Origin of the sequence: Streptomyces sp. NPDC093018, assembly GCF_040684035.1 — a bacterium.
In the GTDB taxonomy this organism is placed as follows: Bacteria; Actinomycetota; Actinomycetes; order Streptomycetales; family Streptomycetaceae; genus Streptomyces; species Streptomyces murinus.
On the sequence record NZ_JBFBFF010000029.1, the window covers coordinates 1 to 16502 of the forward strand.

At 70.1% G+C, this 16502-nt stretch carries 16 protein-coding genes; 4 read left to right on the plus strand and 12 right to left on the minus strand.

Annotation, left to right across the window (positions count from 1 at the left end):
• Positions 1–512: 512 nt before the first annotated feature.
• The 6 genes from AB0N90_RS36480 to AB0N90_RS36505 form a co-directional block, all read right to left on the minus strand.
• Entirely contained in the window at positions 513–890 is a 378-nt protein-coding gene (locus tag AB0N90_RS36480; protein WP_365203644.1) for a hypothetical protein, read from the minus strand.
• A 77-nt stretch (positions 891–967) separates the two neighbouring features.
• On the minus strand, positions 968–2149 hold the full coding sequence (locus AB0N90_RS36485; RefSeq protein ID WP_365203646.1) for a helix-turn-helix transcriptional regulator: 1182 nt from the start codon (positions 2147–2149) through the stop codon (positions 968–970).
• A gap of 216 nt (positions 2150–2365) precedes the next feature.
• Positions 2366–3238 (minus strand): hypothetical protein, encoded by an 873-nt coding sequence (locus AB0N90_RS36490; RefSeq protein ID WP_365203649.1) that lies wholly within the window; start codon positions 3236–3238, stop codon positions 2366–2368.
• 371 nt (positions 3239–3609) lie between these two features.
• Positions 3610–4179: a transcriptional regulator gene (locus tag AB0N90_RS36495; protein WP_365203651.1), complete on the minus strand. Its 570-nt coding sequence runs from the start codon at positions 4177–4179 to the stop codon at positions 3610–3612.
• Between the two features lie 9 nt (positions 4180–4188).
• Positions 4189–5625: a helix-turn-helix domain-containing protein gene (locus AB0N90_RS36500; RefSeq protein WP_365203653.1), complete on the minus strand. Its 1437-nt coding sequence runs from the start codon at positions 5623–5625 to the stop codon at positions 4189–4191.
• Positions 5622–5927, minus strand: a complete 306-nt coding sequence (locus AB0N90_RS36505) for a helix-turn-helix transcriptional regulator (protein WP_365203655.1) — start codon at positions 5925–5927, stop codon at positions 5622–5624. The genes AB0N90_RS36500 and AB0N90_RS36505 overlap by 4 nt, the downstream gene beginning before the upstream one ends.
• 318 nt (positions 5928–6245) lie before the next feature.
• Here AB0N90_RS36505 and AB0N90_RS36510 point away from each other — a divergent pair, with 318 nt between their 5' ends.
• Together AB0N90_RS36510 and AB0N90_RS36515 are read left to right on the plus strand one after the other, a co-directional pair.
• Positions 6246–6983: a GNAT family N-acetyltransferase gene (locus AB0N90_RS36510; RefSeq protein WP_365203657.1), complete on the plus strand. Its 738-nt coding sequence runs from the start codon at positions 6246–6248 to the stop codon at positions 6981–6983.
• 137 nt (positions 6984–7120) lie between these two features.
• Positions 7121–7891: an ATP-binding cassette domain-containing protein gene (locus AB0N90_RS36515; RefSeq protein WP_365203714.1), complete on the plus strand. Its 771-nt coding sequence runs from the start codon at positions 7121–7123 to the stop codon at positions 7889–7891.
• Between the two features lie 75 nt (positions 7892–7966).
• Here AB0N90_RS36515 and AB0N90_RS36520 read toward each other — a convergent pair whose 3' ends face one another.
• From AB0N90_RS36520 to AB0N90_RS36535, 4 genes are all read right to left on the minus strand, one after another.
• The gene (locus tag AB0N90_RS36520) at positions 7967–8986 is read right to left on the minus strand and encodes a polyprenyl synthetase family protein (RefSeq protein ID WP_365203660.1); all 1020 of its coding nucleotides are present in this window, start codon (positions 8984–8986) and stop codon (positions 7967–7969) included.
• On the minus strand, positions 8983–10023 hold the full coding sequence (locus tag AB0N90_RS36525) for a tetratricopeptide repeat protein (protein ID WP_365203662.1): 1041 nt from the start codon (positions 10021–10023) through the stop codon (positions 8983–8985). The genes AB0N90_RS36520 and AB0N90_RS36525 overlap by 4 nt, the downstream gene beginning before the upstream one ends.
• Positions 10024–10571: 548 nt before the next feature.
• Positions 10572–10742, minus strand: a complete 171-nt coding sequence (locus AB0N90_RS36530) for a hydrophobic protein (RefSeq protein ID WP_361680711.1) — start codon at positions 10740–10742, stop codon at positions 10572–10574.
• A 165-nt stretch (positions 10743–10907) separates the two neighbouring features.
• Positions 10908–11444 carry a CGNR zinc finger domain-containing protein gene (locus AB0N90_RS36535; protein ID WP_365203664.1) on the minus strand — a complete coding sequence of 179 codons (537 nt, stop codon included), beginning with the start codon at positions 11442–11444 and terminating at the stop codon, positions 10908–10910.
• Between the two features lie 103 nt (positions 11445–11547).
• Between AB0N90_RS36535 and AB0N90_RS36540 the strand changes: the two genes are divergently transcribed.
• Positions 11548–13221 carry an FAD-dependent monooxygenase gene (locus AB0N90_RS36540; RefSeq protein WP_365203666.1) on the plus strand — a complete coding sequence of 558 codons (1674 nt, stop codon included), beginning with the start codon at positions 11548–11550 and terminating at the stop codon, positions 13219–13221.
• Positions 13222–13287: 66 nt separating this feature from the next.
• On the opposite strand, the gene AB0N90_RS36545 is transcribed toward AB0N90_RS36540, so the two are convergent.
• A complete protein-coding gene (locus tag AB0N90_RS36545) occupies positions 13288–14172 on the minus strand; it encodes an alpha/beta fold hydrolase (RefSeq protein WP_365203668.1) in 885 nt (294 codons plus the stop codon).
• A gap of 102 nt (positions 14173–14274) precedes the next feature.
• Here AB0N90_RS36545 and AB0N90_RS36550 point away from each other — a divergent pair, with 102 nt between their 5' ends.
• The gene (locus AB0N90_RS36550) at positions 14275–15204 is read left to right on the plus strand and encodes a LysR family transcriptional regulator (RefSeq protein ID WP_365203670.1); all 930 of its coding nucleotides are present in this window, start codon (positions 14275–14277) and stop codon (positions 15202–15204) included.
• 244 nt (positions 15205–15448) lie between these two features.
• Here AB0N90_RS36550 and AB0N90_RS36555 read toward each other — a convergent pair whose 3' ends face one another.
• Positions 15449–16372, minus strand: coding sequence for an NADP-dependent oxidoreductase (locus tag AB0N90_RS36555; protein ID WP_365203716.1), 924 nt, complete (start codon positions 16370–16372; stop codon positions 15449–15451).
• Positions 16373–16502 lie beyond the last annotated feature (130 nt).

Here is a 16502-nt window from a genome sequence, read left to right on the forward strand (position 1 = left end):
TCGATCGGCACCCCCTGGAAGAGGTCTTTTTGGAGCTGCCCGGCAGGGAGCTGCGCTCATGACCACCGCGTCGGCGCGCGGCCACGCTCCGCGGGCACGACGCGCCGGCCCTACGGGCCGGGAGCCTCCGAGCCGCTCCGCGGCTCCAACTTCCTTGCTCCGCAAGGAAGTTGATGCAGCATCACTCCGTGACGCTGCAGGAATTCGCTCCGCGAATTCCCAAAAACAGCGGCTACAGCAGCGGGTGGCGCTCTCAGCGCCCAAAGGTGACGCTACGTCAGTTTCTCTCATGAACAACCTTTCGAGGTTAGGATTTTTAACCACGAAATGCGTAATTGCTTTTCCTGGTTATTGATTTAACGCATGGAAAGGTTCCTTAAAAGGCCTCGGAAGAGCGGAAGATGAGTGCAATGTAAAAGGAATTTACCCTTACCCGGATTACGGAACTAGTCGAACGCCAGGCCACAGCAGCAACCTCACATTCCTCCCGGCTCTCCCCTTTTGCTCGGCTCTTACTCAAAAGCCTTCGGCTCCTCCTCGGACACCTCCCCCACACCATCGCTCGGGTTTGAATCGGCAACTCCCAGACGAATGCCGCGCGATTCAGCCACGCGGAGCACGTCGGACAGGCATTCGGCCAGGCGGACTGCAATGAACTTCAGCACATGCAGGTTCAGTTGGTCGGGGCCCTCCATCAAACGGCGTGCATGAGCCAGCACTTCATGGCCGTCCCGTACCTGCTCAGCTTCCATGACATCCGCGAGGGCAGAAATAGCACTGCCATCGCTCGCGGGTGACAACCAGCAGGCTTTGCCTTCATTCGTCCATGGCAACAGCCTCAGCGACCCCACGTTGCCGCCCTTGTCTTCGTGCACCACTTTGTTGGCCATATTTCAACGCTACGAACCGCAGATGCCCCACGTCGATGGCACTTTGATGAGGCATCAGCCAGAAGTGCCACTCACTGTCACACCGGTAGTTGCACCAAGTCGGCCAACTCCCGCATCTCATGAGTCAGCGTCCGGCGCTTACTCATGATGCGGCCCAGCACGTCTCGGGCGTACTGCTGATTCGGAAGCCACTGCGGAGAGCCGGCGCGAATCTTCTGGAAGGTGTCCATAGCTTCCGCGTATTGCCGGAGCTGTGTATGGGCGTTCGCCACGTCGAGCAGGTGGCGGTTCCGGTTGTTCGAGGTGGCCTTCAGGCTGTCTGCCAGGATGCGTGAGGCAAGGGTAAGTACCTTGTCCGACTGGCCGGCCACCATCGCGTTCTCCGTGCGCTTCAGGGCCACGGTGACTGGCCCGAAAGTTCGTAGGAAGTCACCTTCGGGGGTGCATTCACGTCCGAGGGCGACGGCGGCCGAGTGGGCGAGTCGTAGAGCATCCTCGGCCTCGCCGGGGCGGTTGTCGCGGATCGCCGCGGCCGACAGACGGAGTAGGAGCCAGCCCCATGTGCTGAGTTCGGATGGCGTGGCGCGGGAGATGCGAGGCTCGACTTCGTCGGCCCAGCGCACGGCCAGTTCTCGGGCCTGGGCGAGCTTTCCGCGGCGTAGCAGGAGCCAGCACTGGGTGTTGATGGTAGCGGCGGTTTGTACGTGGTCGGTGGCGTCGTCGAGGGCGCGTTCCAGGGCCATTTCTGCTGCGTCGAATTGCCGTGTCTGGGTCATCAGCCAGCCGGTGAGTTCCAGGAGGCGGGCGCGGAGTGGTCGGGCGCGGGGGTCGGTCTCAGTGAGGGCTTCCATGTCGCGTAGGAGGGGTGGCAGCACTGTTCTGAGGGCATCGAAGCGATCGGTTGAGAACAAGGGCGTGGCTGCTTGGAGTGCGTCTCGTACGCCGTCGTAGGTGGGTGCTTCTGGGGCGGCCCGGGTGGGGTCGGGCGTGGCTGCGAGGGCGTCGTGTACGGGTGCCCAGCGGTTCACTGTGTCGGCGCTGGCTGGTGCCTCGGTGTGTTCGGTGATGAGTCGGGTGGTGGGGACCTTCAGTGCGCTGGCGAGCTGGCGGGCGGTTTCGAGGCGGGTGTCGTTGCGTTCGCCTTGTTCCAGCTTGCGGATGAGGGAGAGAGAGACGCCCGAGCGTTCGGATAGTTCGCGCTGGCTGAGGCCGCGGCGTTTACGGGTGTCGCGGAGGCGTTCACCGAGGTTGGCGCTCATGTGTCGAGGGTACGGCGTGCGGCGTTGCGTGGGGCGCCAGTTGATCGGCTCTGCACTATGGCTGCCTAGATCGATTGCCAGCTGTTCAAGGCCGCCCGCTGATCTCGGCGGCGATCTACTTGGACCTCAATAGCGGCTTGCCTGTACGGGTACTGGCCGTACAGGCAAGGAGTCGGCATAATTCATTGGTCATTTCGCCGTGGCTGGCGCTGAGGTTTACATTTCGTTCCACAATGCTGGTGACGTGGTGGAGTTCGCCTTTGCCGGCTTCTTCAGTAGGGGGTCTCCGTAGAGGAGTTCCACGAAGTCTTTGCTGGGTGGGTAGCCTCCTGAGCGTTCTTGCACGAAGGCGCGGATCGCGGCGCGGCGCGCGGCGGCTGTGGTGGCCTGGGCCAGTACGCCTGCGTCGAGAGTCTCCTGGGCCAGGGCGGGGAGGTCGGCGGTGAAGTCGGCGTAGATTTTTTTGGAGGTCTCGGCGATGCGCAGGGTGGCCTCGTTCAGTGCGTCGTAGCCGAGTCGGCTCAGTCCGTTGTAGCGGTGTGAGCGTAGTTCGGGGAAGGAGCGCAGGGTGATGCGTTCCCTCTCTGCGCTTTTGGTTGCCTCGCGGAAGTCTGGCAGGGCATGGAGGAGGTCGGCGAGTCGGTCGACTTCTTCTGGTGTCGAGGGCGGGTCCTCGGGCTGTGCTTGTTCATCTTCCGGTAGGTATTTTTCTTCCATTTCGAGCAGCTGGTCCTCGAGTTGATCCCACCATGATGCCTCGGTGCTCCATAGGTGGACGACGCCACCGGTCACGAACCGCAGTCGAAGCTTTCGGCAGCGTCCGTGTTCCTGCTCGGCGCTATGGCGCAGGTGCGCGTAGCGTTCACGGCCGGTTTTGTCCAGGGCGCCAATGGTGTCCTCTTCCAGGGTGAATTCGTTGGCATCGAATGCATCGGCCTGCCGGTATAGGAAGGGCACCTGCGCGCGGGACGCCAGGGAGACGAAGTCCTCTGCTGTCATTTCCTTGGGACCGGCTGTGTAGGTCGGGGCTTGGCCGGTGACAGGCCCGTCGAGGAGTTCGAGTTGGTGTGCGGCTGCCCAGTCGGGCAAGGCAATGAAGATGCTGTCTAGCTCCGGCAAGCAGTCCGGTTCGTCCGGAGACGGCAAGGCGGAACCCGGTGTGGGCGTAGGCGTTGTCAAGGTCATGGGGGGCCTTTCGCTACATGGGCGCCAGGTGCCCTGGCGGTTACCTCGTCTGGTTGAGGCAACAGCCGCACGCTAGGGCGGGCCGCTGACATCCTGTCCCCCGTATGGCGTAATGCCGGAGCGGGGATGGACGAAGGATCACCTGTAGGGAGTAGCTGAGGGGATGAGCGGTGACGGCTGTCTACGTGGAGAGGGGCTGCCGAGCGCCACAGCTGTGTGCTGTCTCGTGCGGGTCGCACGCACCCGAGAGTTGGGGTTGATCTCCGGTCCGGTTCTCAAGCTGCGAATCCGACCGAGGTGACGTATTCGTATTTTCCCCATTGTGAGCCGAGGTTGACGATTTGGTCGATCCAGGCTTCGTCGAGGGCGTGGGTTTGGCCTTTGGACCAGGCGTCGATGATGGCGTCCCAGTTGCGGATGTTGAGTCTGCGGTATTCGAGGACGCGTTGGTGGGGAATGGGTACGTGGGTTTGGTCGAGGGGGTGGATTTCTACGCGTGTGCCGCCGCTTGCGTTGAGGCGTTTGAGGAGGTATCGGGCGACGTTGCGGCGGCGTAGTGCTCGGTAGGCGGTGTCGATTTTTGTGAGGTTGGTTTTGTTGGGGCGTTGTTTGTTGGCGAGCCAGGCTTTGAGGGTGCGGGGGGTGACGGTGATGCCGGCTTGGTGTATGGCTTCGTGTCCGGCGGTTGAGCGGGTGAGGTAGCGCAGGCGGGCTGACAGGCCGCGGGTGGAGGTGATGGGTGAGGTGATGCCGCCGGTGAGGGAGTCGAGTACGTGGGCTGCGGCTTCGCTTCCGCGTTGGCCGTGGGCGCCGTAGTGTCCGAAGTCGTGTGTCCTGTCGGGCATGTGGGGCTCTTACTGCCGGCTGGTTTGGGGGGTGTATACGTCTTTGATTTTTACTTGTGTCACGCCGCGTCCTTCTGTGAATACCTGTCGCCAGTTGCCGGCGATGTGGAGTTCGTCGGTTCCCATGACGCGCATGACGGTCAGTCCTGCGGTGTGTGCTTTATGGGCTTTGAGCCATAGGTTGACGAATGCTTGTGAGCGGATGATGTGCATCCAGTCCGGGCGGTAGAGTGCTCTGTTGTAGTTCGATTCTCCCATGGTGGACACGAACTTAGAATACATGGATTTTACGTATTCCAGGGTGACTTCGTCTTCTTCGGTGATGGCTTTTTCTCGGGCGTCGCGCAGGGTTTGGCGGAATTTCTCGAAGAGTTGTTCCGTGGCTCCGGAGGTGAAGGATTCGTGGATGACGGGCGGGTCGCACAGGGGGCCGTACTGCTCGGTGGCGAGGCGTTGGAGGAGGCGGAGGGTGGGTTCGGTGACCCAGACGGGGCCTGGTTCCTCGCGGTTGCCCAGTGGGTTGGGGAGGTAGGGGTGGTGGTCCCATTCGGGTGGGGTGATGAGGTGGATTCCGGCGCGGCGGCGGGAGTGGACGTTTCCGGTGGAGTATTCGAGGGTGCCGAGCGGGAGGTGGGTTTTCAGGGCGGAGAGGTAGGCGCCGTTGATGTCGAGGGCGGTTACTTCGCCGGGGGTGGGGGGTGGGTCGAGGCGTGTCCAGTGGGGGCGGGCTTCCCAGACCTCGTCGGCGCCGTGGGCGGATTTCTTGCGGAGGATGTCGGGCAGTGGGGGGTGGCCGACGATGTCGTAGCGGGCGCCGATGCGGCAGGTGTCGAGGAGGGTCATGGCGTCGGGGATCGCCCGGCGTTGTAGTTCGTTGGTTGCCGCTTGGGTGTCGCCGTGGTGGGCGGCGAGGGCTTCGTGTACGGCTCGTGCGATCAGGTCGGGGGTGCGGGGCTGGTTCTGCGGGGGGCGGCGGGGGGTGGGGGGTGCGGTGGGGGTGTGGGTTTGTTCGGGGTGGGGTGGGGTGGGGTGGGTGCAGTCTTCGGGGTTGAGGTGTTGGGGGTAGCCCTCGATCTGGTCGGTGGCGGGTGCTCCGCACAGGACGCAGGGGTGGGGGGTGGGCGGGGGGGCGTCTTTGTCCGTTGGGGGGGTGGGGTGTTCGGGGGTGGGGTCGGTCTCGGGGTGGGCTGGTGTTTTGTTCTGGGTGCGTAGTTTTTCCTGGGCGGCGGTGAGGAAGTAGGCGTATTTTTCGCGGGTTTCGCCGCTGGGGTCGCGTCCGGTTTCCCAGCCGCCGATGGTGGAGGGGCTCACTCCCAGGGTCTGGGCGACTTGGGTGCGGGTGAGGTTGAGGGCCTGGCGCAGGGCGCGGCGTTGTTCGGCGGGGGGCAGGTGGGCCGGTGTGCGGGTGTTGGCGAGGAGTGCGTCGATGGCGTGGAAGTCGGTCACTGTGGGGTTTCCTGGGTGGGGCCGGTGGGGTGGGGTGCGGGGCGTGGGGTGCGTCGGCGCAGAGGGGGCAGGGTGTCGCAGGCTTGGGTGGGGCCGGCGAGGAGGTCGAGGACGTCGATGCCGTAGTGGGCGGCGAGGGCTTCGCAGTCGGTCAGGCTCCATGCGGCGTTGCCGGACTGGCGGCGGCTGATCTGGGTCTGGCTGATGCCCAGGGCGGTGGCGAGGTCTGTCTGGGATTCTCCTGTGATGTGCATGAGGGCGGCTGTGGCTGCTCGTACGCGTTCGCCGAGCGTCATTTTCATGGGGTCATCGTAGAGACTTGGTTATGCGTTTTATGCATGGGAGTTGGTGGGAGCGTGCGCGTTGCCGCGGCGTCAGGTTGCTGTGCCGGTTGGCGGCAGCCGGCAGCGCGTGGTCTTCCGGGAGGATGCCTCCGCGGCTGTTCCCCGATGTGCGTCGTCGGCGCTGTCGTGTCGTGAGGCTGGTCAGGGTGGGCGGGGGTTGCTCCTCTTCGGTGGCGGCCGCGTGCACGGTCGCGCCCGGTACCGGCAGGCCTGTCCGGCGCATCGCGGTGCCGGTGTGTCTGGCCGGTGCGGGCCGGGATGCGTTACAAACGGACCGTGAAGTTGATCATTGAGCGGTTCGATGTGCGCGAGTGGGCCGAGGGGCAGTTGGAGGAGTTGTTCGGCGAGGGTTTCCCGGAGTTCGTCGGTGCGGACCGGCTGGTGGAGCAGTACATCGGCCGGGTCCGGGAGTGGTTCGCCGAGCTGAATCTGGTGCTGGTCGACGAGCGGGGGGTGCCGGTCGCCGCCGGTTGGGGGATACCGGTCCGCTGGGACGGGAGGGCGGAGACGCTGCCGCTCGGCTACACGGACGCGATCGTTCGGGCGGTGGAGGGCCGTGAGCTGGGTGTCGAGCCCGACACCCTGGTGATCTGCGGTGCCGTGGTGACGCCTTCCCTCAAGGGCCGGGGTCTGGCCGGACAGATGCTCACCGCGCTGCGGCGGCTCGCCGTGGAGCGGGGGTGGCCGCGGGTGATCGCGCCGGTCCGCCCGACCCTGAAGTCGCGGTATCCGCTGGCGCCGATCGAGTCGTTCATGGGGTGGACCCGGCCGGACGGCGCCTCGCTCGATCCGTGGATCCGCACCCACCAGCGTCTCGGTGCGCGCATCGTCGCCGCCGCCCCGGCCTCGCAGACGATGACCGGCACGGTCTGCGAGTGGGAGGGGTGGACGGGCATGGTCTTCCCGGAGTCGGGCGAGTACGTGATCCCGCGGGGGCTCGGTCTGCTGCGTGTCGACAAGGACAGCGGTCAGGGCGTCTATGTGGAGCCCAATGTGTGGATGCGGCACATGTGAGAACTGCTGGGATCCTGTGCGGTGACCGGCGGCGTCGGCCGGGGTGTCCGGTCTGTGGGCGTGTCCGGTGCGGTTGCCGTCCGCGGCGCTACTGTGCCGGGGTGACCGAGACCCAGGATTTTCGTGCCGTCGTCGCTCTGAGGGATGTCGCCGTCCACCGGCGTAGCAGCGGGCAGGAGATCGTCCTCGACGGGATCGACTGGACCGTTCGGCCCGGCGAGCACTGGGCGCTGCTGGGGGCGAACGGGGCCGGCAAGACCACCTTGTTGCGGCTGGTGGGGGCGGTCATGTATCCCACGCTCGGCAGTGTCGAGGTGCTCGGTGACCGGCTCGGCCGTGTCGACATGCGTGAGCTGCGGGCGCGTGTGGGTCTGGTGTCCGCCGCGCAGAAGGTGCCGTTGGACGCCACCGCCCACACGGTCGTCCTGACGGGGGCGACGGGGACGGTGCAGCCGTTGTGGCGGGAGTACGGGGGCGCGGTGCGCGAGCGTGCCCGCGTTCTGCTGGCCGAGCTGGGGTGCAAGGAGTTCGCCGACCGCCGCTTCGGTGACTGTTCGGGCGGCCAGCGGGCCCGGATCCTGATCTGCCGCGCTTTGATGGCGGATCCGGCGCTGCTGCTGCTCGACGAGCCGTTCAACGCCCTCGATCTCCCCTCCCGTGAGGATCTCGTGGACGCGCTGCAGCGCCTGGCGGCCGACCAGCCCGCCCTCGCCACTGTCACGGTCACGCACTATGTGGAGGAGCTCCCGCCCAGCACCACGCATGCCTTCCTGCTCAAGGAGGGGCGGGAGCTGGCGTCCGGGCCGGTGGACGGGGTGCTCACCCCGGACAACATGACGCTCTGCTTCGGGCGTCCCGTTCATGTGGCCCGCCACGACGGCCGGTGGTATGCGCGCTCGGGCCGCTGATGTGGTGCCCGCGGCGGGCGGCTCGCGGCGCGGCCGGCGCGGTGGTTTCCGGGCCGGTGCGGTGTGCCGGTGGGTCTACAGGTCGCGGCCGACGAGGTAGTCCAGCACTGTGAGCAGGTCTTCCACGGCGGGCGTGGCCAGGGGTGCCCGGGTCAGGAGGGTGCGGGCGGTGGCCGTGTGGGTGCGGGCTTCGGTCAGTGCCGCCGTGCGGCCGCCGGCCGCTTCGATCAGGGTGGCGGCCTCCTGTGTCCGCGCCGGTGAGTTGAGCAGGTCGGGCAGGGTGTGGGTGCCTGGGGAGGTGAGGGCGGCCAGGACCGGGTAGGTCTTCTTGCCCTCCCGCAGGTCGCCGCCCGTGGGTTTGCCGGTGACGGCGGGGTCGCCCCAGATCCCGAGGACGTCGTCGACCAGCTGGAAGGCGATGCCGAGGTGCCGTCCGGCCCGGTCGAGCGTGTCGGTGGTGTCCTCGTCGGCTCCGCCGAGCAGGGCGCCCAGGGCGCAGGCGCAGCCGAGGAGGGCGCCGGTCTTGGCCTCGGCCATCGCCTGGTACTCCTTGGTGGTGACCCTGTCGGGGCCGGTGTGGGGGCGGCCGGTGAACAGCAGGTCGTCGGCCTGTCCGCGGACCAGGTCGGTGAGGGCTGTGGACAGCAGCCGTACGGCGCGGGCGCCTTGGGGGACGGTGGCGAGGGTTTCCACCGCCAGGGCGAACAGGGCGTCGCCGGCCAGTACCGCGGGGCCGGTGCCGTATGCCTTCCATACGGCGGGGCGGCGGCGCCGGGTGGCGTCGCCGTCCATGATGTCGTCGTGCAGGAGTGAGAAGGTGTGCACCAGTTCCACGGCGACCGCGGCGGGGATCGCGGTGCGTGCGTCGGCGCCTGCCGCGCGTGCGCCGAGTACGGCCAGTGCCTGGCGTACGCCCTTGCCGCCGGGTGTGGTGGTGGGTGTGCCGCCCACCTCGCACCAGCCGAAGGAGTAGGCGGCCATCTCGGCGGTCCAGGGGTGCAGCCGGTCGACGGCCTCGCGCAGGGCGGGGCGTACCAGCGCGGTGCAGCGGGCGAGGACTTCTCGGGCTGCGGGGGGTGCGTGCAGGGCGGTCATCGTACGGCCTCCGTCTCGCGTGCGAACTCCTCCTGGGCGCGGGTCACCAGCCGTTGGACGTGTTTGAGGCCGCTGCCTTCCAACGAGCGTGCCAGTGCGGTGAGTTCGGCGGTGGTCTCGGCGCGGGTGCGGTCGAGCCGTGCCCGTGATTTGGCGAGGCCGAGGCGGGCGAGTGCCTCGCCGCGGGGTTCGCTCATGGCGCGGAACTCGGTGAGTGCCAGCTCGTACATCTGCCGTGCTTGTTCGTGGCGTCCGGCCCGGTGGAGGACGTTGCCCTGCATCTTGTGGTTGTAGGCCAGTGCGCTGGAGAGGTTCATCGCGCGGCAGCCGGTCTCCGCGCGGGAGAGGAGTTCGAGTGCTTTCTCGGTGTCCTTGTCGCGTACCGAGAGGATGTCCGCGAGGCCGCGCAGGGCCCAGGCGTGGCCGCGGGTGTCCTCGGCGCGTTCGGCTATCTCCGCGGCCTCTTCGAAGAGGGTGTAGGCGCGGTCGTAGTCGCCGGTGTTGCGGTGCATCTGGGCGATGCCTTCCAGGGCCCAGACCGTGTGGCGGGCCTCGCCGCGCCTGCGGGCCTCGGCCAGCAGTTGTTCGTGGAGGCGGCCGACGGCGGCGTAGTCGCCCTGGATGCGGCCGGTTTCGGCGAGTCCGGCCAGGGAGTAGCCGCGGCAGACGATGTCGCCTGCCTGTTCGCCGAGTTCGGCGGCGAGGCCGAGCAGTCGCCAGGCGAGCGGGAAGGCTCCGCGCTGGCGGGCGAGGGTGCCGCCGCTCCACAGGGCCCATGCCATCGCGGCGGTGTCGCCGGCCTCCCGGGCGGTGCGGTAGCTGGCCTTCCAGGCCTGGTCGGCCTCCCGTACCCTGCCGAGGCGCCGGTAGGCCTCGGCCACGGCGAGTCCGCAGCGGGCGGCCTCGGCGGGGTGCCCGGAGCGCTCGGCCTCGCGGAGTTTGTCGATGCCTTCCGTCAGCACGTCCGTCAGGGAGGAGTTCACGGACAGGGTGGTCAGGGCGCCCTGGTACTCGGGGGCGAAAGCCTTGCCGTACATGCATACCTTTCTATACACGATGTGTATACACAGCGTGTATAGGGAATCGGGGGTACGCCCCGTCCGGGAGGAGCGGGGCGTCGCGGTCTGTTGTGGATCAAGACGCGGGTACGGCGGCGGGGGTTGTCCGTGTGGTGCGGATCATGATGTGGAGGTTCTGTGCCGAGGGGGCAACGGCGTTGTCCGGAGGCGCTGTTCGGGGCGGCGGGCCCGGCGGTGCGGGCGGCCGGGGGGCGCGGGATGCCGGGGGCGCGGGGAAGCTGCGGGCCGGTGCGGGCCGGCGCTGGTGGAGGTCGAGGTACGGGACGGGCCGACCGCGGACCCGTTGTCTCCGGGGCGCGGCAACGGCCCCGCGGACAGGAGGAGCAGGGTTCCGCCGGCGGGTCCGCGGGGCCGGTGCAAGGCTCACGTGCTCTGCGGGGCGTCCGGCGGGGCCGGTCTCTCCCGGCGCTTCAGGGGGGCCTGTTCACGGCGGTGGGCCCGGCCGCGGTGGCCGGGCCCACTCGTTCGCTCGTGCGGGGTGCGCGTTCTTCGCGCGGGTGTCGTGTCTACCAGCGGTACCAGCGGCCCTTGCGGCCGCCGCCGTCCGCGGAGCGGACGACGAAGCCCAGCAGCCATACGATGAGCACGATCACCGCGATCCACCACAGTGCCTTCAGGGCGAAGCCCGCGCCGAAGAGGATCAGGGCCAGAAGAAGAACCAGAATCAGGGGAACCATCGTTATCAACCTCCTGGCCACCGGATGCCCTTACTTCACCCCTACAAGCACACAAAATATGAGTTACTTCTATGGAGTGAGGGGCATGTGCGCGCCGTGTGCCCTGGACGGTTCCCCCCTCTCCCCCGCCTCACGCACCGCGGACACGCGGCGCGCGCCGGTCGGTCATCGGCCGCGGTCGCGGTGGGCGGCGACCCGGACGCGGGTTCCGCAGCGGGTGGAGCAGTAGCGCTGCGGGGCGCGGCGGCCGGTGTCGATGAAGTAGCGGTCGCAGCCGGGTGCCGCGCAGCGGCCCCATGCGCAGGAGCCGCGTTCGCTGAGCCAGAGGGCCAGGGCGAGCGCGGCGGTGGACAGCAGCCACCGGGCCGGCTGTCCGTGGTGGGGGGTCGCGGTGTGGAGCGACCAGCGGCGTCCGGGCAGGCGGACCAGCCGGGGCCGGGCGGGGTACCGGTCGAGCAGGGTGTTGATCGCCTCGGCGGCGCTGTCCTCGTCCTCGGTGTCCAGGATGCCGGCGATGACCGCCGCGGCCTCCCGTACTTCTTCGGCGGTGGTCTCGGTGAGCCGCAGGGGCGGGCCGCCGTGCGCCTCGACCACGGCTTCGAGTCCCCGCGGTGTGGCTGCGCCGCCGTCCCGGACGGTGTTGACCAGGTCGGTCAGGAAGTACAGGCCGCGCGGGTTGTCGTCGGCGAGCCGGTGGTCCATGGGTCTCTCCCGCTTCAGGGGGCGGTGTCGCCTCGCCATGGTAACGTCTAAATCTGTTTTAGGCGTTACTGGTTGATGGTGCAGGTGGAAGAGGGGGCCCGCTGTGGCCGAGTCGCACACGTCCGTGCTGGTCGTCGGGGGCGGACCCGTAGGGCTGGTGCTGTCCTGCCTGTTGTCCGGTCAGGGCGTGGACCATGTGCTGGTCGAGTCCCGCCCCGCCGTCTCGCGTCATCCCAGGGCCCGGGGTGTCTCGGCCCGGTCCATGGAGATCTTCCGGCGCATGGGGCTGGAGAAGGCGGTCCGCGCCGCGGGGCTGCCGGCCGAACAGGTCCGCTTCTACCGGGGCCGCGACCTGGTCGACCCCGACTACGTCCGCACCGGCCCCGCCCAAGGGCCCGGCGGGGGCGGCCCCGAGCACACGCCGTCACCGGGACTCATCTGCTCCCAGGACGTCCTGGAGCCCCTGCTGCTGCGGCGCGCCGGGGAACTGGCCGGCCCCCGCGTCCGGTTCGGCACCCGGCTGCTCTCCTTCCGCGACGACGGCCTCGGCGTCCAGGCCGTCGTCGAGGAGCGGGCGACCGGCCGCCGGTACCGGCTGCGGGCCGACTGGCTCGTCGGCTGCGACGGCGCCTCCAGTACCGTGCGCGCCGGGGCCGGGATCGCGATGGAGGGCCCGACCGGTCTGGGGCGGTACCTGAGCATCCGTTTCGAGGCGCCCCTGGGGCAGGTGGTGGCCGACCGCGTCAGCGCCTCGTACTTCCTCACCGTCCCCGGGCGGGGCGGGTTCATGGCCGTCGACAACGACCGCCACTGGATCTACCAGTACCCGCTCGGCGCGGACCCGGGAACGGCGGCGGATCCGGGTGCGGCGGCAGGTCCGGGTACAGCGGCGGACGTGGGTACGGCGGCGGGTCCGGGTGCGGCAGTGGGTCCGGGTGCGGCAGTGGATGTGGCGGACCATCGGTTCCTGGCCGGGCTCGTCCGTACGGCGGCCGGTGTCCCGGACCTGGACGTGACGGTCCGCGACACGATGACCTGGCGCATGGACGCGCAACTCGCCCGCTCCTACCGCAGCTCACGGGTCCTGCTGGCGGGCGACGCCGCCCACGTCGTCCCGCCGACGGGCGGACACGGCATGAACACCGGCATCGGCGACGCCGACAACCTCGCCTGGAAACTCGCCGCCGTCACCGCCGGACACGCAGGCGAAGCCCTCCTGGACACCTACGAGGCCGAACGGCGCCCGCTCGCCCGCCAGGTCATCGACATCTCCACGGCCAACGCGGCGAACCGGACCGGCTACCACATCGACGACGAACTCCTGCTGACCGCCGCCTACCGCTCCGCCGCCGTCGTCCCCGGCCCGCAGGACGCCGATCGCCCCGGCGTCCTGGACCCGGCCGGCTGCCGTCCCGGGTGCCGGCCCGGAGAGCGCGTGCCCCACGTCCGGCTCACCACCGCGGGCGCCTCGGACGTGACCTCCACCCTCGACCTCACCGGCCCCGGCCTCACCCTGCTCACGGCCGACGACGACCCGCGATGGCAGCCGCACGCCGAGGCCGTACGGCGGGCGGGGATCCCCCTCGCACTCCGCGCCGTACGGACCGCCTCGCGGCGGGAGGCCGAGCCCGGGCAGTGGGCGCGGCTGCTCGGCGCCGAACACGCGGACACCGCGCTCCTGGTGCGCCCCGACGGGCACATCGCCTGGCGCGGCGTCCGTCCGGCGGACCCGGCAACCCTTCCGGCCCTGGTACGGCGTGTCCTCGCGGCGCCGTGAACTCCCCCGGAGACGGTTCGGTCCGAGACGGCACCGGCAGCACCGGCAGCAGGGAGCCCCGGCCGTTCACCGCGCCAGGATCTCGGCGAGTTCCTGCGGGCGGGCGGCGAACGGGCTGTGGCCGCCCATCAGCGTGCGGACGGTGAACGGCTCGCCCGGCAGGGCCCGGTCGGCCTCCGCGATCATCAGGTTCTGCACGGACACCGGCAGGGCCCGGTCCTGCGCGCAGCGCACGTACGTACGCGGGATACGGCCCCACCGCTGTGCGGTCAGGACGACGGGGGTCGCCGGGACGGCCAGCGGCAGATCGGGGCTGAGCACGGAGCGCCAGCGGTCGAAGCGGTCGGCGGGCGTGTCGTGGTAGTAGGTCTGCCGCAGCTCCTCGACGTAGGCGGGGTCCGGGGAGAGCGGGTCGATCCGCACGGCCCCCAGCGCCCCGGGGTCACCGAGGCCGAGGCCCCGCCCGCGCGCGGTGGCGTTCTCGGGCGCGTTCAGGTAGTCGAAGAACCGGGGGCGGCCGGCGGGGACGAACGCGGAGAGGTAGACGACGCGGTCGACCAGTTCGGGGGCGCGCTCGGCGGCCAGCGATGCGGGAGCGCCGCCCGCGCTGTGCGCGACGAGCACGACACGGCCGTAGCGGCGGACCCGGCGCAGCGTGTCCAGGACGGCGTCGGCGCAGTCGTCCATGGTCATGCCGGCGAGCCGCGATCTCTCGGTCAGCAGACCGGGGCGGCCGGGCAGCAGGTACCCGCTGGGCAGGGGGGCGCCGAAGCCGTGCCCGGGCAGGTCGACGGCGACGCTCGCGGCCCCGAGACCGGCGAGCGCCCGCTGCGTCGCCGCCCACTGCCACGAGCCGTGCCAGGCACCGTGAACCAGGACGAAGACGGTGTCGCTCAGCCCGGGGGCCGGATGGATCGCGGAGTGGTTCGCGGGGTTCGGGGAGGAGGTCATGGCTCCCATCTCAGGCGACCACGGCGGATCGATCCAGGTGAAGATATGGCAGGCTGGGCGGCGATACTTTGTGTGTATGAACGCGCGGGTGGAGGGGGCGGTATGGAAGCGCGGCATCTGCGGTACGCGCTCGCCCTCGCCGAGCACGCGCACTTCGGCCGGGCCGCCCGCTCGCTGGGGATCGCTCAGCCCCCGCTGTCCAAACAGATCGCCGACCTGGAACGCGAGACCGGGGCCCGGCTGTTCGACCGTACGCGCCAGGGCGTGTTCCCGACCGCCGCGGGCGAGGCGTTCCTCGTCCGGGCGCGGCGGGCGCTGGAGGAGATGGCGGCGGCCACGGCCGACGCCGGGAGGGCGGCGCGCGGTGAGACGGGCCGGCTGCGGCTGGGGTTCGTCGCCTCCGCGCTGCTCGATCCGCTCCCGGACGTCCTGGGACGGTTCGGCCGCGAACGGCCGGGCGTACGGCTGGAGTTGCACGAGATGGCGTCCGGGCGCGGCGCCGCCGCTCTGATCGCCGGAGAACTGGACGTCGCCGTCACCCTCGGACCGCCCCGGGGCGCCGGGGCCGAGCATCTGGTGTCCGTCCCGGTCGGACACGACCATCTGACCGCCGTGGTCGCCGCAGCGCACCCCTACGCGGGCCAGGCGTCGGTGAGCGTGGACCAGCTGCGGCGGCAGCCGCTGATCGTGGCCGCCGGGGAGGACGAGCCCGCCGTCGCCGCCTGCCTGCGCCTCCTGCTGGGCGAGGACGCCGCGGCGCTGGACGGTGCCACCATGGCCAGGGACGTGCACACGATCATGGGCCTGGCCGCCTGCGGGGCCGGTGTGGGGCTCGGGTCCTCCCGCATGCGGGAGGCGCCGAGAGCGGGGATCCGGTTCTGCGAGGTGACGCCGAGGACGGCGCTGCCCGATCTGGTCCTGTCCTTCGCCGACCGTGACCGCTCCCCGGCGCTGGGCGCCTTCCTCGACACCGTTCGCAGAACCTGCCCCCACGTCGGCGCCGCACTCGACGCGCGATCGGGCCGGGCATGAGCGGCGCGCCCGGTGGGTCCCTCCGGTCTCCGGCACGGCCGCGATCAGGGCACAGGTGGGGTCCCGCCCTCGCTCCGCCCCCGCGGGCCTGACCGGTGCGGGGGCGGGCGCCGGTGCGGGGGCGGGTGCCGCGGGAGCGGCCTCGTGTGCCGCACGGCCCCGGGCGGCCGCCGGGGCGCGAACCGGCGGCCCCGGCACCGGAGCAGCGGCCGGTACCGGAGCAGCGGGCGCTCGCGGGGGCGGCTCAGAGGACCGTCAGCACGATCTTGCCGGTGGTGCGGCCCCGCTCACCGATCTCGTGGGCCTTCGCGGCCTCGGCCAGCGGCACGGCGGTGTCGATCACCGGCCTCAGCGCGCCCCGCTCCACCAGGGCGGTGATCTCGCGCAGGCCCAGGTGGTCGGGTTCGACCAGGAGCCACACCGCCCGCACCCCGTCCCGGGCCGCGGGAACGTCGTCCGGGCCCGGCAGGGTGATCAGCCGGCCGCCCGCCCGCAGGACCTTCAGGGACCGCTCGGCCGTTTCCCCGCCGAGCCCGTCCAGCACCACGTCGACCTCGCTCACGACGTCCTCGAACCGCACCGCGCGGTAGTCGATCACCTCGTCCGCGCCCAGCCGGCGCACCAGGTCGTGCTTGGCCGCACCGGCCGTACCGATGACGTACGCGCCGCGGGCCTTGGCGATCTGCACGGCGAGGTGACCGACCCCGCCGGCGGCCGCGTGCACCAGCACCCGCTCGCCGGGGCGCAGACCGGCGGTGTCCACGAGGGCCTGCCAGGCGGTGAGCGCCGCGAGCGGCAGGGCCGCCGCCTCCACATGCGTCAGGGCGGCCGGCTTGGGGGCGAGATGCCGGGCCGGTGCCACCACGTACTCGGCATACGCGCCCGCCTGGCGGGGGAACGACGGCATTCCGAAGACCTCGTCACCGGGGCGGAAGATGCCCACACCGGGGCCGACGGCCTCGACCGTGCCGGACACGTCCCACCCGACCGCCGGCACCGCGCCCCACTCGATGAGGGCCCCGCTCGCACGCGTCTTCCAGTCCACCGGGTTCACCCCGGCCGCGTGCACCCGGACCAGGACCTCGCCCAGCCCCGGTTCCGGGCGCGGGATCTCGCGCTCGACCAGGTTCTCGGCCCCGCCCCACTGCTCCACGACCACCGCACGCATCGTCTTCCTCATCTTTCACTGTTCCCGGCTTCGTATCGGTCCGCGCCCAAAGTTCCCCGGCGCGCCGCAGCCCAGCATCGGCCGCCGCGGCCCGTCACGGTGTTGGCCGTACGGCCACTATGTGCCAGGA